Below are 23,183 nucleotides of genomic sequence, written 5' to 3' on the forward strand. Positions count from 1 at the left end.
AACCGAAAGCCTTTAGGTTTACACCCCCGCTTCCTGTACCCGCTCTCTGCTCCTCCGCCCGCCGCAGAAGGGCCGTCCCTCCATGGCCAGCACGCTCCGCACCGGCACACTCGGCACCGCCGACATCGCCTTCTTCGTGGTCTCCGCCGCGGCCCCGCTCACCGTCATGGCGGGCGTCGCCCCCATGGCCCTCACGCTCGGCGGCATCGGCGCCCCCGTCGGCTACCTCCTCGCCGGCGTCACCCTCACCGTCTTCGCCGTCGGCTTCACCACGATGAGCCGCCACGTGCGAAGCGGCGGTGCCTTCTACGCGTACATCACCCGCGGCCTCGGCCGCCCGGCCGGCATCGCCGCGGCGCTCCTCGCCATGCTCGGCTACAACGGCATGGAGATCGGCGTCTACGGTCTGCTCGGCACCGCCACCCAGGACACCGGGCTTGCTCTCTTCGGCGTCGAGATCCCCTGGCTGCCGGTGTCCCTCGCCGGGCTGCTGCTCATCTGGTACGGCGGATTCCGGTCCATCGACTTCGGCGCGAAGCTGCTCGGTGTGCTCCTCGTCGCCGAGACCGGCATCCTCGTCCTGCTCGCGGGCGGCGTCCTCGTCGAAGGCGGCGCAGACGGGCTCGGGCTGCGGAGCCTCGCACCGGACAACGTCCTCGTACCGGGCACCGCCGCTGTCCTCGCCTTCGCCTTCGCCGCGTTCACCGGGTTCGAGTCCACCGTCATCTACCGCCGTGAGGCCCGCGACCCCGACCGCACCGTGCCCCGCGCCACCTACATCGCCGTCGCCTTCCTCGGCCTCTTCTACGCCTTCGTCGTGTGGACCGTCGTCCAGGCCTTCGGCGAGGAGGAGGTCGTGAAGGCCGCGGGAGCCGATCCCGCCGGGCTCTTCTTCTCCGCCATCACCACCTATGTGGGCGGCTGGGCCGCCGACCTCATGCACGTCCTCATCGTCACCAGCGTCCTCGCCTCCCTGCTCGCCTTCCACAACGCCATCAACCGCTACAGCCTCTCCCTCGCCGAGGAGGGCGTCCTGCCCGCGGCGCTCGGCCGCGTCCACCCGCGCCACCGCTCGCCGTACGTCGCGGGCGCCGCACAGACCGTCCTCGGCGCGGTCGTCGTCCTCACCTTCGCCGCGGCCGGCGCGGACCCGTACCAACAGCTGCTGCTCTGGGTCAACACGCCAGGAATGATCGGCCTGTTGGTACTCCAGCTGCTCGCCGCGATCGCCATACCCTGCTACTTCCGCCGGATCAGCCACCAGGAAGGCGCCCTGCGCACCGTCGTCGCGCCCGTCGCCGCGACCGTGCTCCTCACCGCCGCGCTCGTCCTGGTCGTCACCCACATCGACCTGTTCACCGGGGCCTCGCCGTTCGTGAACGGGGTCCTGATCGCGCTCGTCCCCGCCGTCCTCGTGCTCGGTCTCGCGCTGGCGGCGCGGCTCCGCCGGAGCAGGCCGGACGTCTACGCGGACTTCGCCGCCGAGCCGCCGCAGGAACAGGACCAACCCACCGGACCCCTCACCAGCACCACCAGCCCCACCGCATAGGAGTCACCCACCGTGCCCGCAGCCGACCTCATCCTCACCGGCGCCCACATCCGCACCCTCGATCCCGACCGCCCCCGCGCCACCGCCGTCGCCGTCCGGGACGGCGTGATCGTCGCCGTCGGCGACCACGGCGACGTAAGAGCGGAACGCGGCCCCGGCACCGAGCTCATCGACCTCGCCGGCGCCACCCTCACCCCCGGCCTCGTCGACTCCCACAGCCACCCGGTGTGGGGCCTGGAGATGGCCACCGGCACCGACCTCTCCGCCGTGCGCGACCTGGACGCGCTGCGGGCCGCCCTGCGCGGCGCCGAGCGGACCGAGGGATGGGTGATCGCCTGGGGGCTCGACCACAACGCCTTCGGCGGGCGGCCCGTCGACCGCGCCCTCGTCGAGGAGGTGCTCGACGGCGCGCCCGCCTTCATCCGCCTGTACGACGGGCACTCCGCGCTGGTCAGCGGCGCCGCACTGCGGGCCGCCGGAATCGAGGGGCCGCGCCAGTTCGTCCAGCGGTCCACCGTGGTGTGCGACGCGGACGGGCGCCCCACCGGGCACCTCGTCGAGCACGCCGCCATGGACCTCGTCCAGGCCGTGCTGCCCAGGCCCTCCTACGCCGAGCGCCGCACCCGCCTGGTCGAGCTGCTCTCCGCCATGGCGACCACCGGCCTGACCGGCGCCCACGTCATGGACCTCGGCGAGGACGTGCCGCGGCTCCTCGCCTCGGTCGAGGAGGACGGCGACCTGCCGCTGCGGCTGCGGCTCGCCCCCTGGTGCATGCCCGGGGTGGGGCAGGAGGGGATCGAGGAGATCATCGCCCTACAGGCCGAGGCGGGGCGGCTGTGGCGGGTCGGCGGCGCCAAGTTCTTCATGGACGGCACGGTCGAGGGCGGCACGGCGTGGCTGGAGCACGCGGACTGCCACGGGCAGGGCGCCGACGCCTTCTGGCCGGACCCCGAGGCGTACACGGACGCCGTGCGGCGGCTGCACGCGGCCGGGGTGCGCACGGCGACCCACGCCATCGGCGACGCGGCCGTGCGGCACGCCCTCGACACCGTGGCGTCGCTGGGGGAGAGCGGCCGCCTCGCGCACCGGATCGAGCACATCGAGACCGTGCCGGACGACACCGTCCCGCGCTTCGCCGAGCTGGGCGTCATCGCCTCGATGCAGCCGCCGCACACCGCGTACACGCGGGCGGACCACAGCGACGAGTGGTCGAAGCGGCTGGGCGACGCCCGGGCCGCCCGGGCCTGGCGCATGCGCGACCTGCGGGACGCCGGGGCCTACGTGGCCCTCGGCTCCGACTGGCCGATCGCGCACTACGACGCGCGCGAGGTCCTCGCCACGGCTCGGACGCCCCGGGGCGCGGCGGGTCCTGCCCAGGGCCTCACGGGGCTCATGGCGCTGGAAGGGTGCACGACGCACGCCGCCGTCGCGGGCGGCGAGGCGGACGTGGCGGGCCGTGTCGCTCCCGGGTTCCGGGCCGACCTGACGGCCTTCGGGCTCGATCCGGTGGCCGCGCCCGCGGACGAGGTGGCGCAGGCGCCGGTCCGGCTGACGGTGGCGGGCGGGAACGTCACGTACCGCGACGCATGAGCATGCGGAGGGCCGCATCCGACCTGGGTGCGGCCCCCGCCACGTCGCGGGACAGCCGGTACGGCATCGCGCCGTACCAGAGCCGGGCCACCAGGAAGCCGAAGGCCAGGCAGATCATGCCGCCGACCGCGTCCAGCCAGAAGTGGTTCGCGGTGGCCACGATGACGACGAGCGTCGCGACGGGGTAGAGCAGGCCGAGCACCCTGGCCCACGGCACCGACGCCAGGGCGAAGATGGTCAGGCCGCACCACAGGGACCAGCCGATGTGCATTGACGGCATCGCGGCGTACTGGTTCGACATGCTCTTGAGGTCGCCGGAGGCCATCGAGCCCCACGTGTGGTGGACCACCACAGTGTCGATGAACGTGGTGCCGTTCATCAGGCGGGGAGGCGCCAGCGGATACAGGTAGTAGCCGACCAGGGCCACCGCGGTCGTCGCGAAGAGGACGAGGCGTGCGGCCGCGTACCGCCCCGGATGCCAGCGGAAGAGCCATACCAGGACACCGAGCGTCACCACGAAATGCAGTGTCGCGTAGTAGTAGTTCATGCCGACGATCAGCCATGTCACCGAGTCCACGGCGTGGTTGACGCTCTTCTCGACGGCGATGCCCAGGCTGTGCTCCACGCGCCAGATCCAGTCGGCGTTGTGCAGGGCCTGGGACTTCTGCTCCGGCACGGCGTTGCGGATCAGCGAGTACGTCCAGTAACTCACCGCGATCAGCAGGATCTCGAACCACAGCCGGGGGCGGCGAGGGGTGCGGAACCGTCGGAGACGACGCAGCGCATTCTGCCCATTGCGGGCGTTCTCCGCGCCCGCGATGGGTGATGCATCGGGCCGCTGCCGGCCCTCGAGTGTCGTCACGGTCGTCTCACCCATAGGGACAGAGTCTGCCAGATTCCCACCCTCCGACCGATCATCCCCTGGTCGGGTTCGGGCCGCATTCTCTACGCCACAGGAACGACGCCGCGACCCCGGAGCGATCCCCGTGTTCCCCTAGGGGCGCCCGGGACCAGAAGCCGTTGAACCGCGAACCACCAGTTCGGGCATGAAGACGAACTCGGTCGGCGGCGCGGGGGTGCCGCCCAGCTCCTCCAGGAGCGTGCGCACCGCCGCCTGGCCCATGGCGGGCACCGGCTTGCGCACGGTCGTCAGCGGTGGATCCGTGAACGCGATCAACGGCGAGTCGTCGAAGCCGACCACCGAGACGTCGTCCGGCACCTCAAGGCCGCGCTGCCGCGCCGCCCGTATCGCACCGAGCGCCATCATGTCGCTGGCGCACACGACGGCCGTGCAGCCGCGGTCCATCAGCGCCGCGGCCGCGGCCTGGCCGCCCTCAAGGGTGTACAGGGAGTGCTGGACCAGATCTGTCTCGATGTCGCCGGAGGCCGTGCCCACCTGGTCCCGCATCGTGCGTACGAAGCCCTCGATCTTCCGCTGTACGGGCACGAACCGCTTCGGGCCGAGGGCCAGACCGATGCGTGTATGACCCAGGGAGACGAGGTGGGTGACCGCGAGGCGCATCGCCGCACGGTCGTCGGGGGAGATGGACGGCGCCTGCACCTTCGGCGAGTGGCCGTCCACGAGGACGAAGGGGACGCCCTGCGCCCGCAGCTGTTCGTAGCGGTGCATGTCGGCGGAGGTGTCCGCGTGCAGACCGGAGACGAAGATGATGCCCGCGACCCCGCGGTCCACCAGCATCTCGGTGAGCTCGTCCTCGGTGGAGCCCCCCGGGGTCTGCGTGGCGAGCACCGGCGTGTACCCCTGCCGGGTCAGGGCCTGCCCGATGACCTGCGCGAGCGCGGGGAATATCGGGTTCTCCAGCTCCGGCGTGATCAGCCCGACGAGGCCCGCGCTGCGCTGCCGCAGCCGCACCGGACGTTCATAGCCCAGCACGTCGAGCGCGGCGAGCACGGACTGACGGGTGCCCGCGGCGACGCCCGGCTTGCCGTTGAGCACGCGGCTTACTGTCGCTTCGCTGACCCCCGCCTGGGCTGCGATGTCGGCTAGCCGTGCGGTCACAGGATTGGACTGTACCGGTCGTATCTCAGGCTGCCCACCAGACCGTTGAATCAGCCGGCAGTACGGTCCATCCCGCGTCCGGCCCGGCCTCCGGCGCCACGTCCGCGCTCGCGAGGAGCGGCGTGCCGGGCGTGGGCACCGTGACGGGGGACGCGGAGACGTTCGTCGTGCACACGAACGAACCGGCGGCGGTGGTGCGGCGGAAGGCGAGCACGCCGTCGGGCGCCGGCACCCACGCGACGTCACGGCCCGCGCCGAGCGCCGGATGCGCGCGGCGCACCGCCAGGGCACGGCGGTAGAACTCCAGCGTGGACGCCGGGTCGCCCGTCTGCGCCGCCACCGAAAGATCCCGCCAGGAGTCCGGCTGCGGCAGCCAGCTCGGACCGCCCTCGACCGGCCCGAAGCCGTACGGCGGGCGCTCACCGGACCACGGCAGCGGCACCCGGCAGCCGTCCCGCGTGCCGTCCTGCCCCGAACCGCGGAAGAACGCCGGGTCCTGCCGCACCTCGTCCGGCAGTTCGGTCACCTCCGGCAGGCCGAGCTCCTCGCCCTGGTAGAGGTACGCGGAGCCGGGCAGCGCCAGCATCAACAGCGTGGCGGCCCGCGCCCTGCGCAGCCCGCGGGCCCCGTCGCCGTCGGCGAAGCGCGTCGAGTGACGTACGACGTCGTGGTTGGAGAGCACCCAGGTGGCGGGCGCGTCCACCGCGTTCATCGCGGCGAGGGAGCGGTCGATGACGGCGCGCAGCGCGGCGGCGTCCCAGCCGGTCGTCAGATACTCGAAGTTGAAGGCCTGGTGCAGCTCGCCGCGGCGCAGGTACAGGGCGCTGCGCTCGACCGTCGGGGTCCACGCCTCGGCGACGGCGATCCGCTCGGTGCCGGGGCCGGCCCCGTACTCGTCCAGGATGCGCCGCCAGTCGCGGTAGATCTCGTGCACGCCGTCCTGGTCGAAGTACGGCACGGCCTGCTTGCCGAGCAGCCTGACCTGCTCCGCGTGGCCGATGTCCGGCAGGCCCGGCGCCTTGACGAGGCCGTGGGCGACGTCGATGCGGAAGCCGTCGACGCCGAGGTCGAGCCAGAAGCGCAGGACGGAGCGGAACTCCTCGTGGACGTCCGGGTGCGCCCAGTCGAAGTCGGGCTGCTCGGCCGCGAAGAGGTGGAGGTACCACTCGCCGTCCTCGACCCGGGTCCAGGCGGGGCCGCCGAAGACGGACTCCCAGTCGTTCGGGGGCAGGGACCCGTCGGCGCCCCTGCCGGGGCGGAAGAAGAAGCGCTCGCGCGCCGCCGACCCCGGCCCGTCCCGCAGCGCCTGCCGGAACCACGCGTGCTGGTCCGAACAGTGGTTGGGCACGATGTCGACGATGAAGCGCAGCCCGAGCGCGTGGGTCTCGCGGACGAGCCGGTCGGCGTCGGCGAGGGTCCCGAACATCGGGTCGACGGCGCGGTAGTCCGCCACGTCGTAGCCCGCGTCGGCCTGCGGCGACGCGTAGAAGGGCGAGAGCCAGACGGCGTCCACGCCCAGGTCGCGCAGGTAGGGCAGGCGGGCCGTGATGCCGGGCAGGTCCCCCATGCCGTCGCCGTTCCCGTCGGCGAAGCTGCGCGGGTAGACCTGGTAGATGACCGCGTCGCGCCACCACTCCCGGGCGGACGCGGAGCCGGTGGTGGGTGCGGTGGTGACGTTCTGGGTCATGGAGTCCCTTGCCGGTACGGGAAGTTACGGGGTCGGGCGCGGGGGCGCGGGGCGGGGCGGTCGGACACTCCGGTAAAACGCCCGGCGGAACACGAAGGTCACGACGGCCTGCGCCACACCGGTGCGTTCCGGCCCGGCGTACCGGGGGGGGGAACACCGCCCGGAGGTGGGCGCAGATCGTATCGTCACAAGCCCGGGCCACGAGGAAAGTTCCTGGATCTTCACCGTTCCCGGTCGTAGCGTCGTCATCATCTCCCGGAGCGTGCGTCGGAGCGCTAACTTGGTCGGGCGGGCCCGAAGGGGGTCTGCCCCACCAGCCCCAAAGGGGCCCCCGAGTGAGCGTCAACGGCAAGGCACGCACCACGATCCTGGTGGTAGACGACGTCGCCGCCAGCCGATACGCACTGAGCGCCGTCCTGCGCAGGGACGGCCACTCCGTCGTGCTCGCGGCCAGCGCGAGCGAGGCGCTCATCGAGCTCGACGTGCGCCGACGCACCGGCGAACTGCCGGACGTGGCACTCGTCGACGTCGGCCTGCCCGACATGAGCGGCTTCGAACTCTGCCGCCGCCTCAAGGAGTCACCGCCGTTCGCCGCGCTGCCCGTCGTGCACTTCTCGGCCGCCCGGATAGCCCCGGCCGACCGGTGCCGCGGGCTCGACGCGGGCGGCGAGGCCTATCTGACCGTGCCCGCCGAACCGGAGGAGATCCAGGCCGTCGTGCGGGCCGCCGCCCGCGGCGCCCGCCACCGCACCCACGCCGAGGCCCAGGCCGGACACCTCACCCGGCTCGCAGAGACCATCCTTGACGTGCAGTCGGCCCGCTGCCCGCGCGAGCTCGCCGAGGCCGCGGCGACCGGCGCGGCCCGCCTCACCCACGGCCCCGCCGCCGCGTTCGTCCTCGGTGACGACGGCGAGGTCCACCGGGGCCTGTCGCGGCGCAGAGCCACCGCCTCCCTGCCCGACGACGGCGCGCACGAGGCGGTGGCCCTCCTGATCGAGCGCGACATGTCGGGCCGGGTCGGCGTGCGCGACCTCGTCGTGCCCGCACCTCTGTGGCCGGCCGGCTTCTTCCACACCGACCAGGCCGACGACACCGGCGTCCCGGGCGGCGCCCGGCTCACCCTGGCCCGCGCCCGCGAAGGGGCCGCGCCGGTCTGCCTCGCCACCCCCGCCTACGCCAACGGACTCGTGCCGGGCACCGGCCGGTTCGTGGGGCGGCTCGCCCACGCCACCGCGGTCGCCGCCGAGCGACTGCTGATGTACGAGGTGGAGCGCCACATCGCCCTGACCCTCCAGCGCAGCTTCCTGCCCGCGCACGTGCCCCAGACCCCCGGCACGGAAGTCGTCGTCCGCTACGAACCCGCCTCCCGCGACACGGAGATCGGCGGCGACTTCTACGCCTCGCTCAGCACCTCGCAGGGCCTCCTCACCGGCATCGGCGACGTCGTCGGCCACTCCCTGGATGCCGCCACCGTGATGGTCGAGATCCGGCACGCGCTGCGCGCCTACTGCATCGAGGACCCCGACCCCGGCTCCCTCGCCCGGCGCCTCGACAACATGCTGCAGCGCTACCACCCCGAGGTGACCGCCACCCTCTGCCTCGCACTCACCGACCCGGCCACCGGCCACACCCGCGTCGCCAACGCCGGGCACATCCCGCCCCTCATCGTCGGGAACGACGGCACCGCCGACTACCTCAGGGCCAGCGGCCCGCTGCTCGGCCTCGGCCTGAACAGGCCGGCGCCCACCGAGACGGTCCTGCGCCGCACCGACCGGCTCCTCCTGATCACCGACGGGCTCATCGAGACCCGCGGCACCGACCTCGCCGTCTCCATGGAGCAGCTGCGCGCGGTCGCGGCCGAGGCGCCCCTCGGCGTCGCGGCCCTCTGCGACACCCTGCTCGCCTGCCTCGGCCACGGCCGCGACGACGACATCGCCCTGCTCGCCATGCGGCTGCGCGCGGACGGGTCCTAACGGACCAGGAGCGGCCGCTCCATGAGCAGCACGCCGTACGGTCTTCCATCGGCGGAGAGCTTGTCCCGGAGCTCCCCGACGGCCGCGTAACCGGCCTCTTCGTAGTACGTGCGCAGGCGCGGGTTGGTCACCACGACGTCCAGGCGGCACAAGGCGCGGCCGGCCGCGGCGATGCGCCGCTCGGCGTCCCGCAGCAGCGCCCGGCCCGTCCCCGCGGGTGCCCCGCGCCGCGTCATCAGCCGGTGCACGTACCCGGCCACCGGCGGCTGGGCGCCCCACGCCTGCTCGTCGGACCACCACAGCTCGTACGCCCCGAGGCTCCCCGTGGCGTCCCGCGCGAGCCACACCTCCGCCGAGGGGGACTCGATCAGCCGGCGGAAGTGCCGCTCGTCCTTGGCGCCCGGCTTCCACTGGTCGATGCCGTGGTCCAGCATCCAGCGGGCCGCACCTTCGTAGAGGTCGACCAGTGTGGCCGTGTCGTCGATGTCCGCGCTGCGGACGGTCAGTTGCGCCGTCATGTCGATCACCGTAAAGGTGGGGATGACATCGACCGAACAAGGGGTGGCCCATGCCGCAGATCACCGTCGACTATTCCGAGCAGGTCGCGGACGGCTTCGACCGCAGAGGGTTCGCCCTCGCCCTGCACCCGCTGCTCGTCGACGTCGCGGGCGCCTCGTCGGACGCCTGCAAGACCCGGTTCGTCCGGACCGAGGAGTGCGTCGTGGGCGACGGCGCGGGCAGCGACGGCATCGTCCACGTCATGATCGGACTGCTGCCCGGGCGCTCCGAGGAGACCAAGGCGCGGGTCACGGAAGGCGCGCTCGACCTCGTGCGGCAGTACGTGAAGGCCGCCGACGGGCTGCGGCTGCACGCATCAGCCGAGATCCGGGACCTGGACGCCTCCTACCGGAAGTCCGCGGCCTGAGGCGCCAGCGCGAACAGCCGGTCGAGGAGCTGGGCGAACGGGCCGTCGGCCGGCTCCGCGGCGAGGATGCCCCGCAGCAGCGCCGCCATCTCCTCGTCGTACGCGGCGCTCACCGCGGCCAGCGCCGCGAAGTCGTGCACCAGCTGCAACTCCAGTTCCCCGCGCGGGATGCGCCGGCCGTCCAGCCAGATCAGCGCCGTCGACTCGGCGAGCGAGATCCATGACCGCACGACGAGTTCGAGCCGGGCGGGCGGGTCGCCGACCCCCAGATGCGCGAGGATCTGGTCGTACGCCGCCTGCCGCACCGAGTCGATCAGCGCGTTCGTCGCGGAGGCCGTCTCCCGCGCGAGCGCCCCGCCCGCCGAGACCGCGGGACCGCCCCGCATCAGCGCGGAGAAGCCGGGGCCGTGCTCGTCGACGAAGGCGAGGAAGCGCCCCATCACCCGCAGCAGACGCGCCCCGAGCGGCCCTTCGCGCGGCTCCACGAACCGCTCGGCCAGATCCTCCGCCGCCCGGCGCAACGCCGCCTCGTACAGGCTGAGTTTGCCGGGGAAGTAGTGGTAGACCAGCGGGCGCGAGATGCCCGCGGCCGCTGCTATCTCGTCGATGGAGACGTCGTCGGGGGAGCGGTGGCTGAACAGTTCGAGCGCGACCCCGATCAACTGCTGCCGCCGCTCCTCGACACCCATCCTGCGGCGCACCCCGGTTGTCATGCGAACACCTTACCGAGCAGAACCGGCCCCTCGGCCGACCGGTGCGCGTCCGCCCGGGGTGCTCACCTCACATGTCGAGGACGATCCGCTCGCCGCGCGCCCGCGAGACGCAGATGAGCATGGAGCCGGCCCGCTCGCCGTCCGTGAGCAGCTCGTCCCGGTGGTCGATCTCCCCTTCCACGACACGCTGTTGGCACGTACCGCAGAAACCCTGCTCGCAGCTGTACGCGGTGTCCGGCAGCGCGGCGCGGACGGCGGCGAGCACCGTGGTGTCCGCGGCGACGGCCACCGTGCGTCCGCTGCGGCGCAGTTCGACCTCGAAGGGGGCGTTGCCGTCGGCCGACGTGCGTGGCGCGAAACGTTCGAGGTGCAGCGCACACCCGTCCGGCAGGACGGCGGCGACGGCGTCCATCAGAGCCTCGGGCCCGCACACGTGGACGGCGGTGCCGCGCGGCGTACCGTCGAGGAAGGCGGCGAGGTCCGGCAGCCCGTCCTCGTCCTCCGCGACGACGGTGACGCGCCCCCGCCCGGCCCCGCCGAGCTTCTCGACCTCTTCGAGGAAGGGTATCGAGGCACGGGAACGCCCTCCGTACAGCAGCCGCCACTGTGCCCCGGAGGCCTCGACGGCCCGCAGCATCGGCAGGATCGGCGTGATACCGATGCCCCCGGCCACGAACACGTACGACGCCGCGTCGGCGAGCGGGAAGCGGTTGCGCGGCCCGCGCACCTCGACCTGTACGCCCTCACGGAGCCCGTGCACCTCGCGGGAGCCGCCCCTACCGCCCTGCTCGGCCGTGATCAGCCGGGTCGCGACGGTGTACGAGGAGGAGTCCTCGGGGTCGCCGCAGAGCGAGTACTGCCGCACGAGCCCCGACGGCAGCACGACGTCGAGATGGGCACCCGGCTCCCACGACGGCAAGTCAGCGCCTTCCAGACGCAGTTGTACGACACCGTCGGCGATCGTCTCGTGGCGGGCGACGCGGAGTCGCAGCGCCCGGGAGCGGGGCCGCCCGGAGACCGGCTCCGCAAGGGCGGGCAGCGGCCACAGCGGGGAGGCCTCGATGCGGCGCCGCATGGCCCGTCTGGTGAGCAGGGCGACGCCCGCGGCGAGGGCGACGGTGCGGATGCGGGGCATGTCAGACGGTCCCCTTCTCGGCGGCGAGAGCGGCGCGGGCGGCGGGCGAGGAGGCCAGATAGGCGACAGCTTGCTCCGTGCTGCCTTCCTGTGAAGGGTGGTAACTCCGGCTCAGGTAGCGGGGGATGGAGCGGATCATGGCACCGGTGGACGGAAGTGTCCCGGCGCGCCCGCTCCGGTGGAAGTCCTTGAAGGTCGCCCTGCCGTCGACGAGCGTCGGGTCGTTCTCCATGAAGAACCGCGCCCCGCGCTGCCAGAGGAACACCAGGGCGCCGAACGCGGTCGCCCACGTCCTGGCCCGCCGCCGGTAGCCGCCGTCGACGTGCATGAACACCTCGAAGGCGACGGAGCGGTGCTCGACCTCCTCCGCGCCGTGCCAGCGCAGCAGGTCCAGCATCGTCGGGTCGGCGCCCCTGCGGTCCAGCTCCCCGGCGTTGAGCACCCAGTCGCCGAGGAACGCGGTGTAGTGCTCGATGGCCGCGATCATCGCCACGCGCTCCATCAGCCACCACCGGCTCGCCCTGCCCGGTGGCAGCGTCCGGTCGCCGAGCAGCTTCTCGAAGAGCCAGTCGACCTGCGCGGTGTACGGCGTCGGGTCGAGCCCCTGCTCCTTGAGGTGCGGCAGGACCTCGTCGTGTGCCTGGGAGTGCATGGCCTCCTGGCCGATGAACCCGATGACGTCCGCGCGGAGCCGCTCGTCGCGGATGAGCGGCAGCACCTGCTTGTAGACGTGCACGAACCAGCGCTCACCGGCGGGCAGCAGCAGATGCAGCACGTTGATGGTGTGGGTCGTGAACGGGTCGCCCGGGAGCCAGTGGAGCGGGGTGTTCTCCCAGGAGAAGGAGACGTTGCGTGCCTTGAGCGGTATGTGCTCGGACGCGACGGGCTCCGGCGCCCGGCTCTGCGTATTAGACATGGCGTCAATGTACTGATGGGTAGGCCGGGGGGTACAGGGGTCTGCGCGGGGAACTTGGGCGGACCCCCCGGCCGGGCCTCCGGTCGCCTACCGCAGCGTCTGCACCTTCGTGCCGTCGCCGAGCCTGCCGCTGAGCCGCGCCTGCGCGGTCCGCTCCGTCCTGGTGGCCAGGAGGTTGCCGGCCACGCGCGTGCCGCCGGACGCGGTGATGGAGGTGACGTTCTTGCTGCCCGCGCCGAGGAGGTACCAGCTTCCGGCCCGGGACTTCCACAGGACGCCCGCGAGCACGTGCGGGGCGCGGGCGCCGCAGGCGGGGGAGTCCCCGGCCTGCGCGGCGATGGCGCCCGCGGGCCCTTCGGGGGTCCGGAACTCGGCGAGGGTACGGCTGCCGAGGCCCCGCCAGGTCTCGGCGCGGGTGCAGGCCCAGTCCGCGACGCCGTTGCCCTCGGGCAGGGCCTGACGGGCGTACGTCCACGAGTTCACGGACCGGATGCCGTGCGAGCGCACCGACGCGAGGGAGCACGCGGACTTCGACCAGTCCGCGGGCGTGGCCTCGCGCGGGGCCCGCGGGCGGCCGGCCGTCAGATGGGCGGGGACGAGCTCGCCGAGGTCGGTCGACATGCGCACCGCGCCGGAGTGGTCCCGCAGCCGCAGCGCGTTCCACGACGTGCACTGCCCGGCCTGCGCGGGCCCGGCGAAGGGCTCGGTGACACCGTCATCGGAACGGCGCAGCGCGGCGGCCTTCGTGGCGGGCTTCAGCAGATCCTGCACCGCGGCGGACCGCACCCAGGGAGCCGTCAGATAGCGGATGTTCCCGTCGGCGCGGTCGACGACGACGGCGTTCGCCTCGGCGCTGGTCGCGCCGTCCACACGCGCGAAGTCGAGCGCCGCGCCGCTCGTGCCCTCCTGCGGTTCCGCGTACCGCACGATGCGCAGGCCGTCGTAGAGCAGCACCACGCGCGCGGAGTCGACCTCGCCGGCGAAGAGCAGCTGGGCGGGGCCGGGCGGCGCACCGGCCGCGGTGCCCGGCGTCGCGGAGACCTGCACGGACTCGCCGGGCCGCGCCCAGACGGCGAGGGCGCGGCGGAGGAGCTCCTTGTCGCCGATGAGGTTGCCGCGGGCGGGCCACACGGAGAAGTCGGTACGGGCGGAACGTTTCCACGCCCCCGCGGGAGCCGCCCGCAACTGCGCCGGATCGAGCGCGGCCTGCCCGGCCGGGTTCTGCGCATAGGGCGGCGCGGCGGCTCCGTCGGGCCCCCAGCCGTCGCCGGGCATGCCGAGCAGGGCCCCGCACACCAGCGCGGCGGCGACCGCGACACCGGCGGCCTTCATGTGCTGCCTGCGCCGCATCAGGTCGGTCGGCCGGGCCTGGAGGGTGCAGGGGTCGAACTCGGGCGACGCGAGCAGTTCGTACCGCTCCTCGACCTCGTCGGCCTCGTCGAGGGCGTCCTCGGGGTCGTCACAGCCCGCGGCGGTGAGGACGTCATACACGCCGTCGTCGTCGAGGCCCTCCATCCCGCGCAGTACGTAGGCGGCGCGGGCGGCACCCGACAGGTCGGCCAGCCGCTGGTCCAGGTCGAGTTCGTCGGCGCCACCCGAGCGCGGGAAGAGCCGCAGCCCGCGGACCTGCGGCAGCAGCGGCGGCAACTGCGCCCGCTTGGGCCAGGAACGCCACCGCAGGGGCTCGCCGGCGACGAGAGCGCCGCACACCACTTGGAGCCGCACGTACGAGTAGGCCGGATCCCCCTGCGGCCCACCACTCCCCCCACTCCCGCCGCTCCCGCTGTTCCGCTGGGCCGGGACGGCGACCGCCTCGCCCGTCCTGCGGCTGCGCGGCAGGGCGCGCTGGGTGAGGGCGTGGGCGGTCAGGACCCGGCGGTTGCGGCCCAGACTCGGCGGCAGCACCAGATAGGCGAGCCGCACGAGCCGTGGGTAGTGCTCGACGAGGGCGGCCTCGGCCTGCTCCACGTCGACGACGGGAGCGGGGCCGCTGGACTTCGGTGACTTCGGGGACTTCGGCGGAGACTGCACATTCGACGACACGTTCAGCAAAACGAGCGAATCCTCGGTTGGTCACCTCATGACTGACCGTCCGCGACGAGCGCCCGGGCGTAATGGGCCATCGACCGCTGATAGCGCGGCAGATGGGGCGCGAGCGCCCCGAGCACGAGGGCGAGCCCCTCGCGCTCACGGCCGAGATCGGCGAGGCACAGCGCGAGACAGGCGCGCACGGCGTCGTCCAACTCGTCGGAGCCCGCGTCCAGTTCGCGCCTCAGCAGGGCGACACCTTCCTCGGCCCGACCCACGTTCCGCAACGAACTGGCGAGCTGTACGGCCGTACGCCGCCTGCGATACCCGTCCAGGCCGCGCTCCAGGGCTTCTTGGTAGAGCGGGACGGCGCGGTCGGAGTGGCCGGTGGAATCGAAGGCGGAGGCGCGCTCGAAGAGGCCGACGGGGTGTGCAGGGGGCAACTCGCTTACGAGGTCGTCGATCACCCCCCGAAACACCGCGCCCTCCTCCTCCCCATAGGAGTCGAACTTCCCCCAAGCCTCGGCAACCCGCCGCTCCCACGCTTCATCCATCCCCCCACGGTGACATCCACCCCACCCCTGGGCCACCCCTTTTCTTGGGCGGAGCGGGCGGGTCCCCCTGCACCGTCCCGCTGGGGCAGGTCCCCAAGCCCGCCGCTCCGCGGCGGATGCTCCCCACCCACCCACCCGTTTGCCCCGCGCCGTCCCGCGGGGGTAGGGGCGGGGGAGTGGGGGTTGCTCTGCGATGTCCTGCGGGAGTCGCGCGGGTGGGTGGGGGTTGCTCCGCGATGTCCCGTGGGAGTAGCGCGGGTGGGTGGGGGTTGCTCTGCGATGTCCTGCGGGAGTCGCGCGGGTGGGCGAGGATTGCCCCCAAACCCAGCCGCCGCCCAGGGGGCAGAGGCGGGGGTGCCCCGCCGGGCCGCAGCTGCCATGCAGGGGAGCAAAGGCTGTGAACCCCCACCGGGCCGCAGTTGCCGCGCAGGAGGGGAAGGCGGGGTACCCCCACCGGGCCGCAGCTGCCAGGCAGGGGGGGAAGGTGGGGACCCCCGCCGGGGCGCAGCTGCCGTGCAGGGGAGCGAAGGCTGTGAACCCCCACCGGGGCGCAGCTGCCGGGCAGGGGAGCGAACGCGGGGAACCCCCACCGGCCGGCAGCCGCGATCGAGACGGGAGGGGACGTGGGGGTATGTGCGCACGGAGCACTGAGCGCACTGTGGCGTCTTTGTTCTTGAGGCGTGGCGCGTAGTGATGGCGAGTACGTACATACCCCCGCGGCCCCGCACCCACAGACGGGCAGAAGGCGCGACCCGCACCACGCGCACCACGCGCGCCAAGCGCCGCAGGGCCCCGCGCGCACAGAGCAGCCCCCTACCCCTCCACCCCCCACCCGCTGAACTCCACCGTCCCGCGCTCCCCGTCGCCCCCGTTCGTCGCGCTCATGAACAGGCCCACGTCCTGAGCCGGTGCCGCGCCCGGGACCTGCACCGTTGCCACCGTGCGCCACGTCGCGCCGTCGTCCGTCGAGAACGCGCCCGTGAACGACGTGCCCGCGCGGGACAACCGCAGCGTCACCGGCGCCTTGACGCCGGTGACGCGCTGATACGTGTCCAGCGTGCCGTCACCGTTCGTGTCGTAGGAGAGGACGACCCCGTTGGCGGGGGTGACGGCGAGGTTGACGAAGCCGGGGGAGAGCGGCGTGCGCAGGGAGGTGCGGGTGATGAGGCCCGCCCGGGCCCACGGCCCCGTCACCGCCTGCGCGTCCACCCGTACCGTCACCGACACCCCGTCCCGCAGCGCCCCGCCCCGGTACAGCGTCCCGAACTCGGCGGTCCCCTTCCACAGATCGGCGCCGCCCCCGTCGATCGCGTACCGCCCCGCGAGCTCCCCGAACACGGCGGCGTTGTTGCTGTAGGTCAGCCACGCGTCGCTCACCGGACCGGCCTCGAACAGCGTGCCCTCGTGCACGGACCGCACCCGGCGCTCGCCCAGCGGCCCGTACCGCACGGCGATCTCGTAGGGGAGCGGCCGCAGCGGGCGGTCCAGCGGGGTTCCCGGTGTGGTGGCCCGCCACGCCACCTTTCCCGTCCCGGCGGGCGCGACCCGTGGCAGCGACACGGGCCCGACCGGCTCCGCCTCGATGCCGGTCAACGCGAAGTCGACGCGCCCGGTGGCGCGCAGCCCGTTGACGTTGCGGAAGGTCGCGGTCAGCAGGGAACGGCCGCCCGGCGGGACGGCGGGCGGGTCCGCCGTGACCTCCAGGGTGCCTTGGTAGGGCGCCCGCGCCAGCACGTCCCGCGCGCGCGAGACCGTCCGGTACGGCGTGCCGACGGGCCGCAGCGGATAGTCCTTCCGCTCCCGCGTCCACGGCTCCTCGAACGCGAACCAGTCCACCGGCTTCGCCGGCCGCCCGGCGGCCAGCGCGTCCGCCAGTTCGTCGAGCCACTTCTGCCAGCGCGGCACATAGAAGTCGCGGATGAGGCCGTGCCATTCGCGGTTGCCGTAGTCGTGGAGGCGGCCGGCGTCGGAGGTGGCCCGGTCGCCCCACACGGTGATCAGGACCTTCGCGGTGCGCTCGAACTCCGCGCGCTCCGCGTCGTTCGTCCCCATGCGGCGGGCGTCCTCGACCCAGGGGCCGAGCAGGAACGCCGGGTGGGTGCCCGTCACGTCGTCCGACAGCCGCATCAGCCGCAGCCACAGCTTCGACAGGGCGCCGAAGGTCTCCCGGTCCTTCCGCTCGTACGCGGCCCGCAGCTGCGGCAGGAGCTGGCGGCTGCGGTGCGCGAGGGCCTGCCGGGCGACGTCGACCAGGTCGTACCGGTAGGCGGCGCTGTCCCGCAGCGCGCCCGACACCCCGAGGAGCCCGGTGAGCGCGGCGTCGAACCGCCCCGGGTCGTAGGTGAGCGCACGCGGCGCGTACTCCGCGGCGCGCGCGGCCGCGAGGTCGGGCCGGGCGGCGAAGAGCGAGTCGTGCGGGTCGCTGCGCTCGACGGCGGTGTGCTGGTAAGCGGTGTCGTGCAGCGCGCGCCACGCGGCCCGCGCGTCCCGGTCGCGCCCGCCGTACCGGAAGTCGGCGTACGAGGAGAACCACGCGGCCCGATCCGGCGGGCTCTTCGTCCAGGCCAGTTCGGAGAAGAGCTCGAAGGCGGCGGGGTCCCGGTCGGTGGCCTCCGGCATGAAGGCCGTGCCCACCAGCGCGCTGTTCTTCTTGTCGCGCCAGGCGAAGAACCTCTCGTTCCACAGGTGGGTGCGGGCGCCGATCGTCGTGCGCCCGCCGAAGTTGGGGATGGTCCCGAAGGCGTACGGCGTGCCGCCCCAGTCCTTCTCCCGGTCCGTGACGCTCGCGTACCGGTCCGAGACACCGTCGACGATCAGCATCCGCTTCTTGTCGACGGCGTCGAGCAGCGCGGGCAGCGGATTGGCCTCCCAGCCGAGTATCACCCAGGTCGCGCCGGGCCGCGCCGTCCGCAGGGCCGTCTCCACGCCCCGGGCGGCGGCGGGCACGGGCACGTCGCCCGCGGTGCCGCCCTCGTGCAGGAGGTCCATCTTGAAGAGGTCGGCGGGGCCGAAGAGCTGCTCCTGGTGCCGGTAGAAGGAGGCGGCGACCCGCGCGAAGGCGGAGGTGCGTGGGTCGAGCCAGTCGGGTCTCCGGAACCCGTGCCAGACGCCCTGCGGCACGACCCGCGCGTCGCCGCCGTTGCGCTCGACGAACCCGTCGGGGACGTGACCGTAGTAGCCGGGCAGCACCGGGGCGATCCCGAGCTCCCGCAGCCGGCCGACGATGCGCCGCCCCAACCGGGCCCGGTCGTCGATGAGTTGCTGTGACAGGGGCCCGCCGTACCCGGACAGGTTCTGCAGCAGCCACCACGGCTGGTGCGAGGGGGCGGGCAGCCACGCCCTGGCCTCCGCGTCGGAGTAGCCGAACTCCTGCAGCACCCGGTGGTACACGGCCTCGGCGCCCGCTATGACCAGGACTTCGTTGCAGCCGTGCAGGGCGAGTACGTCGATCATGCGCTCCCAGTACGCCCAGTCGGCGTACGGCGCGGTGTACCCGTCGTTGGTGTCGTTCAGGGCGAACCGGTGGGGGAGCGAGGTGGACCGCTCCAGCGGCCGGGCCGGCGCGGGCAGTCTGCGCGGCAGGTCCAACTGGCTGCCGTTCCAGGTGATGTGGGCCCCGCACACGTACTTCAGGTACCAGTGGACGCCGGTGAGCAGCACCGCGGGCGTCGTACCGGATACCTCGATCCGGCCCGTGCTGCCGGTGACTCTGAAGCGGTCCTCGCGACCCTCACCGCCGCGCGCGGGGACGAGTCTGAGCCGGATCTGTTGCGCGTGGTGCGGCAGGAGTCTGTTGAGCGCGGAGCGCGCGGCATCCGTATCCAAGGCGGGAGCCTCGGCGGGTCGTGCGGCCGCGGTGCCGGTCAGGGCCGGCAGGCCGCCGACCGCGGCACCGAGGCCGAGGGCCCCCGCGCTGCCGAGCACGGTACGTCGGGACGGTTCGGACATGTGTACCCCCTGGGGTGAAGGCTGCGCGCACGGTATCCGCGTCGCCCCGCGTGCTCAACGGTCCACGTGGAGCGGACGGGTCGAGATAGCTGAAAGGGAGTGCTGGGACGATGAGGGCAGCGCGAGGCACGCGGGCGGCGCGGACGGTGCGGGCAGCACGGAGCGCCCTTTCGGGCATGGCTGTGGGAGCCCTGCTGGCAGTGGTGGGATGCGGCTCGGGGGGTGACGACACACCGCGCACGGCGAGCGGCAGCCTGGAGCAGCTGGCGGCCGAGGCGGGATGCAGGCCCGACGTCCGGACGGACGCGGCCGAACTGCGCCAGGCCACCTGTGAGAACGGTGCCCGGCGCTATGTCCTCGTAACCTTTACAAACGCCCGTGGCCAGGCCGAATGGCTGGACGAGGCGAACGACTACGGCGGTACGTACCTCGTCGGCGGCAGCAGCTGGGTCGCGGTCGGGGACGCCGACGACATCTCGGAGCTGCGCGACCGGCTCGGCGGAACCGTGGTGGACGCCGCGGGGAGGCACGGCGACCACCACGGCCGGCACGAGGGGTGAGCGGTGCCGCGGGTCAGGTGCAGCGCTGCCCGGAGTTGACGCACTTCGCGACGCGCCGCATCAGCCGTTCGTCGAAGACGTTGATGAAGTCGCCGTGGTCGGTGACGGGTTTGTGCAGCTGCTCGGGGAACGAGTCGACGGCGAAGCCGGGCCCCGGCGGCACGTCGTACACGACGCGCTGTACCAGCTGGGGAATGGCGCGGAAGCCCCGCGGGCAGGCGCCGGTGCGCCGGTCGGCGAAGGCGACGTGGGTGCGGTGGTTGGCGCTGTCGGTGTTCTGTCCGTCCCAGCAGCTCTGGAAGTTGAAGGTCCGGACGACCTTGCTGCCCTCGGGGCAGATCGGGTATTTGTCCGTCAGCTGCCGGTTCTCGAATCCGGTGCAGCTCCATGACGCGTTGGCGTTGGCGTCGCCATTGGTGAAGGCTTTGGCGTCACCCGTGATGATGCGCAGGAAGCGCGGCATGGCGACGACCTTGCTCACCGGATTTCCGGCGAACTTCAGGGTCACCGAGGACGGTGTCTGGATTTCGCCGACGTTCTGGTCCTTGCCGCCGCCGTCGGCCTGGGCGTCGTCCTCGTTCTGCCCGTTCTGGAGCCTCAGGACGGGCCAGTAATACGTCGACTTGTCGCCCTGATTGCGGCAACTGGTCTGACCGGCGGCGAGATCGGCGTCGCTGGAAAAGGCGTCCGTCGCCTGGTTTCCCACGTAGTCGTGCATGTGGTGCGCGCCATTGCTCACACCGGGCGCGACGATGACGTTGTCCGGATTGAATTTGCCGTTCTCGTTCCGTCCGCATTTCGTGGTGAAGGTGCCGCGGGAGGCATTGCGACCGTCGCGGGGGCGCTTGACGTTCGGCTGAACGGACTCGATCTCGACGAAGTCACCGGCCTCGGGCCCGTTACCGCTCTGACCTTGATCTTGACCCTGATCCTGCCCCTGCCCCTGGTCGTCGGCGCGCAGCGTGCAAGGCGCCATGCTGTCGATCCCCTCGGGGGGCCGGGCGCCGGCCTGCTCCAGAGCATTCGTGATGCCGCCGAGAGTCTCCCTGCGTTTCTCCGCCAAGGGCGCGAGCAGGGACTCCTTGTCCGGTGTCCGTGCGAATTGCCCGTACGCCTCCGTGATCTGGCCGTCGAGGTCGGCGAGTCGCCGGTCCACTTCGCCCCGCGCGGCATCGGGCACCTCGGGCAGTTGATTGCCCACATCCGGGCAGCTGATGGTCGACACCTGCTGTCCGGAATCCCCGGAACCCCGCGGAGGGGGCCGGTCCGCGCCTTCTCCGGCATTCGCGTAGACGTTCACGGCGACCAGAGCGCCGCCGCCCATGATGAACGCTGCGGACGTGGCGACGACCCGCCGCGTCAGCCTTGATCGTTTTCGTGAGGTACGTCCCATGGGACTACATACGCATCAGCGGCCCGGCGTGTTCAGCGCCCCTGGTCCAGATACGCGAGGACGGCGAGGACGCGCCGGTTGTCGTCGTCGGAGACCGCCAGGTCCAGTTTCCCGAAGATGTTGGACGTGTGTTTCGCGATGGCCCGCTCGGTGACGACGAGCTGCGCCGCGATGGCCGCGTTCGACCTGCCCTGCGCCATGAGTTCGAGCACCTCGCGCTCGCGCGGGGTGAGCGCGGCGAGCGGCTCCTCGGCGGAGTGCCGCGACAGGAGCTGCTGGATCACCTGCGGGTCCATCGCGGTGCCGCCGGCCGCGACCCTGCGCACGGCGTCGATGAACTGCGCCGCGTCGAACACCCGGTCCTTGAGGAGATAGCCGACGCCGCCGTTCCCGTCGGCGAGGAGCTCGCGCGCGTACAACTGCTCGACGTGCTGAGAGAGGACGAGGACGGGCAGTCCGGGCCTGGCCCGGCGGGCGGCGAGCGCGCACTGCAGGCCCTCGTCGGTGTGGGACGGCGGGAGCCGGACGTCCACGACGGCGACGTCCGGCCGCAACTCCGCGAGCGCCTTGGTCAGTTCGGGCCCGCTCTCCACGGCCGCCGCGATCTCGAAGTCGAACGCCTCCAGCATCCGCACCAGGCCGTCGCGCAGCAGGAAGAGGTCTTCGGCTAGGACAACTCGCAAGGGATCTCCATGGTCACCATGGTCGGACCGCCCGCGGGGCTGCTGACGGCCAGTACGCCGTCGAATGTACCGAGTCGGCGTTCGACACCGCTCAGCCCGGACCCGGAGCCGATCGCGGCGCCGCCCTTGCCGTTGTCCGTGACGGCGATGCGCAGCATGCCGTCCGCGTGGTGCATGTCCACCCAGATGCGGTCGCCCCCCGAGTGCTTGATCGCGTTGGTCAGGGTCTCGCTCACCGCGAAGTACGCGGCGGACTCCACCGGCGCCTCGACCCGCCCCGCCAGCTCCACGTCGACCTCGGTGGCGATGGGGAGGCGCAGCGCGAGGGCCTTCACCGCGTCGCCGAGGCCACGTTCGGCGAGGACCGGCGGGTGGATGCCGCGCACCAGGTCGCGCAGCTCGGTCAGCGCCTCGCCGGAGTTCTGCCGGGCCTTGGCGAGCAGCTCCTTGGCCTTGGCGGGGTCGGACTCGATCATCGCCTCGATGGTGCCGAGGTCCATGCCCATGGCGACCAGGCGGGCCTGCGCGCCGTCGTGCAGGTCGCGCTCGATGCGGCGCAGCTCGGCGGCGGAGTTGTCGACGGCGTCGTGCCGGGTCTCGGTCAGCCGGTCCACGCGCCGGGCCAGCTCGCGCTCCCGCATGCTCGTGGTGGGGGCCAGGAACGTACGGGCCAACAGGAAGTGGGCGCGCACGAGGGACGGGTTGACGAGGACGCCGAGGGCGAAGAAGCCCATGCCGAGCAGCGCCGCCTGGTTGGCGGTGGACTGCGAGGTGACGTGGATGAAGGCGAACCACTCGCCGCCGCCCGCGTCGTGGATGGGCTCCCAGACGCCGAGGGCGAGGACCCAGCCGTACACCATGTAGAGCAGCAGCGCGGGGGCGAAGATGACGACGACCGGGGCCGCGGTCATGTTCACCAGGAGCCACTGGAGGTCGCGCCAGGTCGCCGGGTCCTTCAGCATCAGCGTGCAGCGCTCCACCTGCCCGGTGACGCCGGGGCGCAGGTCGGTGGGGAAGGGGCGGTAGGCGTCCGGGATCGTCACGCCGGACCACTCGGCGGCCCGGCGGCGGTAGGAGTTCGCGTACGCGCGCACGCCCGCGAGGACGAGCGGGGTGGTGAGGATGCCGACACCCAGCAGGATGAACGCGATCGAGAGGACCGAGAACACGAAGAGGACGATCGAGCCCACCAACGCGAAGATCGTCAGATAGAGGCCCCTCGCCCCCGCGATCAGTGCGTCCTTGAGCCTCGTCATGGTCATCAGTCCCTCTCGTCGTCCCCGTGGGTCCGGCCGCGTTCCCCGCGTCCGGCACGTTCATATCTTCGCCGGTGCCGGGGTGCGGGTCATTGGGCCCGCCACCCGGGCCCGGGGTGTACCTGACGACACCCCTGGCCTCGCCCTGTGCCTCCGCGAGAGGGGGCTTCGGCGGCTGGGGCGGGCGGCCGCCGATTTCTAGCGTGAGTGACGTCTTATCCGACGCATACAGACGCAGATCTGATGGGGGCGA

The 23,183-nt window shown here is 72.7% G+C and carries 18 protein-coding genes; 5 read left to right on the top strand and 13 right to left on the bottom strand.

Annotated features, from left to right (window positions below):
• Positions 1-82 precede the first annotated feature (82 nt).
• Positions 83-1,549, top strand: a complete 1,467-nt coding sequence (locus ACZ7LU_RS28405) for an APC family permease (protein WP_398297039.1) — start codon at positions 83-85, stop codon at positions 1,547-1,549.
• Positions 1,550-1,561: 12 nt separating this feature from the next.
• Complete coding sequence (locus ACZ7LU_RS28410; protein WP_471918381.1) at positions 1,562-3,139, top strand: amidohydrolase; 1,578 nt, start codon at positions 1,562-1,564, stop codon at positions 3,137-3,139.
• Here the strand turns inward: ACZ7LU_RS28410 and ACZ7LU_RS28415 are convergent.
• The 3 genes from ACZ7LU_RS28415 to ACZ7LU_RS28425 all read right to left on the bottom strand — a co-directional run bounded on the left by ACZ7LU_RS28415 (position 3,120) and on the right by ACZ7LU_RS28425 (position 6,846).
• A complete protein-coding gene (locus ACZ7LU_RS28415) occupies positions 3,120-4,016 on the bottom strand; it encodes a phosphatase PAP2 family protein (RefSeq protein WP_471918382.1) in 897 nt (298 codons plus the stop codon). The genes ACZ7LU_RS28410 and ACZ7LU_RS28415 overlap by 20 nt on opposite strands.
• A gap of 117 nt (positions 4,017-4,133) precedes the next feature.
• Complete coding sequence (locus ACZ7LU_RS28420) at positions 4,134-5,159, bottom strand: LacI family DNA-binding transcriptional regulator (RefSeq protein WP_398297033.1); 1,026 nt, start codon at positions 5,157-5,159, stop codon at positions 4,134-4,136.
• A gap of 25 nt (positions 5,160-5,184) precedes the next feature.
• Complete coding sequence (locus ACZ7LU_RS28425) at positions 5,185-6,846, bottom strand: glycoside hydrolase family 13 protein (protein ID WP_468304248.1); 1,662 nt, start codon at positions 6,844-6,846, stop codon at positions 5,185-5,187.
• Between the two features lie 335 nt (positions 6,847-7,181).
• Here ACZ7LU_RS28425 and ACZ7LU_RS28430 point away from each other — a divergent pair, with 335 nt between their 5' ends.
• Positions 7,182-8,819 (top strand): SpoIIE family protein phosphatase, encoded by a 1,638-nt coding sequence (locus ACZ7LU_RS28430; protein WP_471918383.1) that lies wholly within the window; start codon positions 7,182-7,184, stop codon positions 8,817-8,819.
• On the opposite strand, the gene ACZ7LU_RS28435 is transcribed toward ACZ7LU_RS28430, so the two are convergent.
• Positions 8,816-9,337 (bottom strand): GNAT family N-acetyltransferase, encoded by a 522-nt coding sequence (locus ACZ7LU_RS28435; protein ID WP_471918384.1) that lies wholly within the window; start codon positions 9,335-9,337, stop codon positions 8,816-8,818. The genes ACZ7LU_RS28430 and ACZ7LU_RS28435 overlap by 4 nt on opposite strands.
• A 50-nt stretch (positions 9,338-9,387) precedes the next feature.
• On the opposite strand from ACZ7LU_RS28435, the gene ACZ7LU_RS28440 reads away from it, so the two are divergent.
• Positions 9,388-9,744: a 5-carboxymethyl-2-hydroxymuconate Delta-isomerase gene (locus ACZ7LU_RS28440; protein WP_471918385.1), complete on the top strand. Its 357-nt coding sequence runs from the start codon at positions 9,388-9,390 to the stop codon at positions 9,742-9,744.
• On the opposite strand, the gene ACZ7LU_RS28445 is transcribed toward ACZ7LU_RS28440, so the two are convergent.
• The 6 genes from ACZ7LU_RS28445 to ACZ7LU_RS28470 form a co-directional block, all read right to left on the bottom strand.
• Positions 9,723-10,457, bottom strand: coding sequence for a TetR/AcrR family transcriptional regulator (locus ACZ7LU_RS28445; RefSeq protein WP_398297023.1), 735 nt, complete (start codon positions 10,455-10,457; stop codon positions 9,723-9,725). The two genes, ACZ7LU_RS28440 and ACZ7LU_RS28445, sit on opposite strands and share 22 nt — an antisense overlap.
• Positions 10,458-10,524: 67 nt before the next feature.
• Positions 10,525-11,592, bottom strand: a complete 1,068-nt coding sequence (locus tag ACZ7LU_RS28450; RefSeq protein WP_471918386.1) for a PDR/VanB family oxidoreductase — start codon at positions 11,590-11,592, stop codon at positions 10,525-10,527.
• A 1-nt stretch (position 11,593) separates the two neighbouring features.
• A complete protein-coding gene (locus ACZ7LU_RS28455) occupies positions 11,594-12,508 on the bottom strand; it encodes a metal-dependent hydrolase (protein ID WP_468304266.1) in 915 nt (304 codons plus the stop codon).
• An 87-nt stretch (positions 12,509-12,595) separates the two neighbouring features.
• A complete protein-coding gene (locus ACZ7LU_RS28460; RefSeq protein WP_471918387.1) occupies positions 12,596-14,539 on the bottom strand; it encodes a hypothetical protein in 1,944 nt (647 codons plus the stop codon).
• Positions 14,540-14,586: 47 nt separating this feature from the next.
• Positions 14,587-15,090 (bottom strand): tetratricopeptide repeat protein, encoded by a 504-nt coding sequence (locus tag ACZ7LU_RS28465; protein WP_471918388.1) that lies wholly within the window; start codon positions 15,088-15,090, stop codon positions 14,587-14,589.
• Positions 15,091-15,903: 813 nt separating this feature from the next.
• Positions 15,904-19,038: an alpha-N-acetylglucosaminidase gene (locus ACZ7LU_RS28470; RefSeq protein ID WP_471918389.1), complete on the bottom strand. Its 3,135-nt coding sequence runs from the start codon at positions 19,036-19,038 to the stop codon at positions 15,904-15,906.
• A 176-nt stretch (positions 19,039-19,214) separates the two neighbouring features.
• On the opposite strand from ACZ7LU_RS28470, the gene ACZ7LU_RS28475 reads away from it, so the two are divergent.
• Positions 19,215-19,598 carry a hypothetical protein gene (locus ACZ7LU_RS28475; RefSeq protein ID WP_471918390.1) on the top strand — a complete coding sequence of 128 codons (384 nt, stop codon included), beginning with the start codon at positions 19,215-19,217 and terminating at the stop codon, positions 19,596-19,598.
• 13 nt (positions 19,599-19,611) lie between these two features.
• Here the strand turns inward: ACZ7LU_RS28475 and ACZ7LU_RS28480 are convergent, their stop codons facing one another.
• The 3 genes from ACZ7LU_RS28480 to ACZ7LU_RS28490 are packed head-to-tail and all read right to left on the bottom strand — an operon-like array spanning position 19,612 to position 22,936.
• The gene (locus tag ACZ7LU_RS28480; RefSeq protein ID WP_470975653.1) at positions 19,612-20,991 is read right to left on the bottom strand and encodes a DUF1996 domain-containing protein; all 1,380 of its coding nucleotides are present in this window, start codon (positions 20,989-20,991) and stop codon (positions 19,612-19,614) included.
• Between the two features lie 32 nt (positions 20,992-21,023).
• Positions 21,024-21,674, bottom strand: a complete 651-nt coding sequence (locus ACZ7LU_RS28485; RefSeq protein ID WP_398297007.1) for a LuxR C-terminal-related transcriptional regulator — start codon at positions 21,672-21,674, stop codon at positions 21,024-21,026.
• Positions 21,659-22,936, bottom strand: a complete 1,278-nt coding sequence (locus tag ACZ7LU_RS28490; protein WP_471918391.1) for a sensor histidine kinase — start codon at positions 22,934-22,936, stop codon at positions 21,659-21,661. Before ACZ7LU_RS28490 ends, ACZ7LU_RS28485 begins: the two co-directional genes overlap by 16 nt.
• Positions 22,937-23,183 lie beyond the last annotated feature (247 nt).

Source organism: Streptomyces sp. NPDC039462, assembly GCF_055639375.1.

What these genes read in the sequence shown, in the direction of transcription:
- ACZ7LU_RS28405 (WP_398297039.1), top strand. Translation starts at nt 83, where the DNA reads ATGGCCAGCACGCTCCGCACCGGCACACTCGGCACCGCCGACATCGCC.
- ACZ7LU_RS28415 (WP_471918382.1), bottom strand. Translation starts at nt 4,016, where the DNA reads ATGGGTGAGACGACCGTGACGACACTCGAGGGCCGGCAGCGGCCCGAT.
- ACZ7LU_RS28425 (WP_468304248.1), bottom strand. Translation starts at nt 6,846, where the DNA reads ATGACCCAGAACGTCACCACCGCACCCACCACCGGCTCCGCGTCCGCC.
- ACZ7LU_RS28435 (WP_471918384.1), bottom strand. Translation starts at nt 9,337, where the DNA reads ATGACGGCGCAACTGACCGTCCGCAGCGCGGACATCGACGACACGGCC.
- ACZ7LU_RS28440 (WP_471918385.1), top strand. Translation starts at nt 9,388, where the DNA reads ATGCCGCAGATCACCGTCGACTATTCCGAGCAGGTCGCGGACGGCTTC.
- ACZ7LU_RS28445 (WP_398297023.1), bottom strand. Translation starts at nt 10,457, where the DNA reads ATGACAACCGGGGTGCGCCGCAGGATGGGTGTCGAGGAGCGGCGGCAG.
- ACZ7LU_RS28450 (WP_471918386.1), bottom strand. Translation starts at nt 11,592, where the DNA reads ATGCCCCGCATCCGCACCGTCGCCCTCGCCGCGGGCGTCGCCCTGCTC.
- ACZ7LU_RS28455 (WP_468304266.1), bottom strand. Translation starts at nt 12,508, where the DNA reads ATGTCTAATACGCAGAGCCGGGCGCCGGAGCCCGTCGCGTCCGAGCAC.
- ACZ7LU_RS28465 (WP_471918388.1), bottom strand. Translation starts at nt 15,090, where the DNA reads ATGGATGAAGCGTGGGAGCGGCGGGTTGCCGAGGCTTGGGGGAAGTTC.
- ACZ7LU_RS28470 (WP_471918389.1), bottom strand. Translation starts at nt 19,038, where the DNA reads ATGTCCGAACCGTCCCGACGTACCGTGCTCGGCAGCGCGGGGGCCCTC.
- ACZ7LU_RS28475 (WP_471918390.1), top strand. Translation starts at nt 19,215, where the DNA reads ATGGCTGTGGGAGCCCTGCTGGCAGTGGTGGGATGCGGCTCGGGGGGT.
- ACZ7LU_RS28480 (WP_470975653.1), bottom strand. Translation starts at nt 20,991, where the DNA reads ATGGGACGTACCTCACGAAAACGATCAAGGCTGACGCGGCGGGTCGTC.
- ACZ7LU_RS28490 (WP_471918391.1), bottom strand. Translation starts at nt 22,936, where the DNA reads ATGACCATGACGAGGCTCAAGGACGCACTGATCGCGGGGGCGAGGGGC.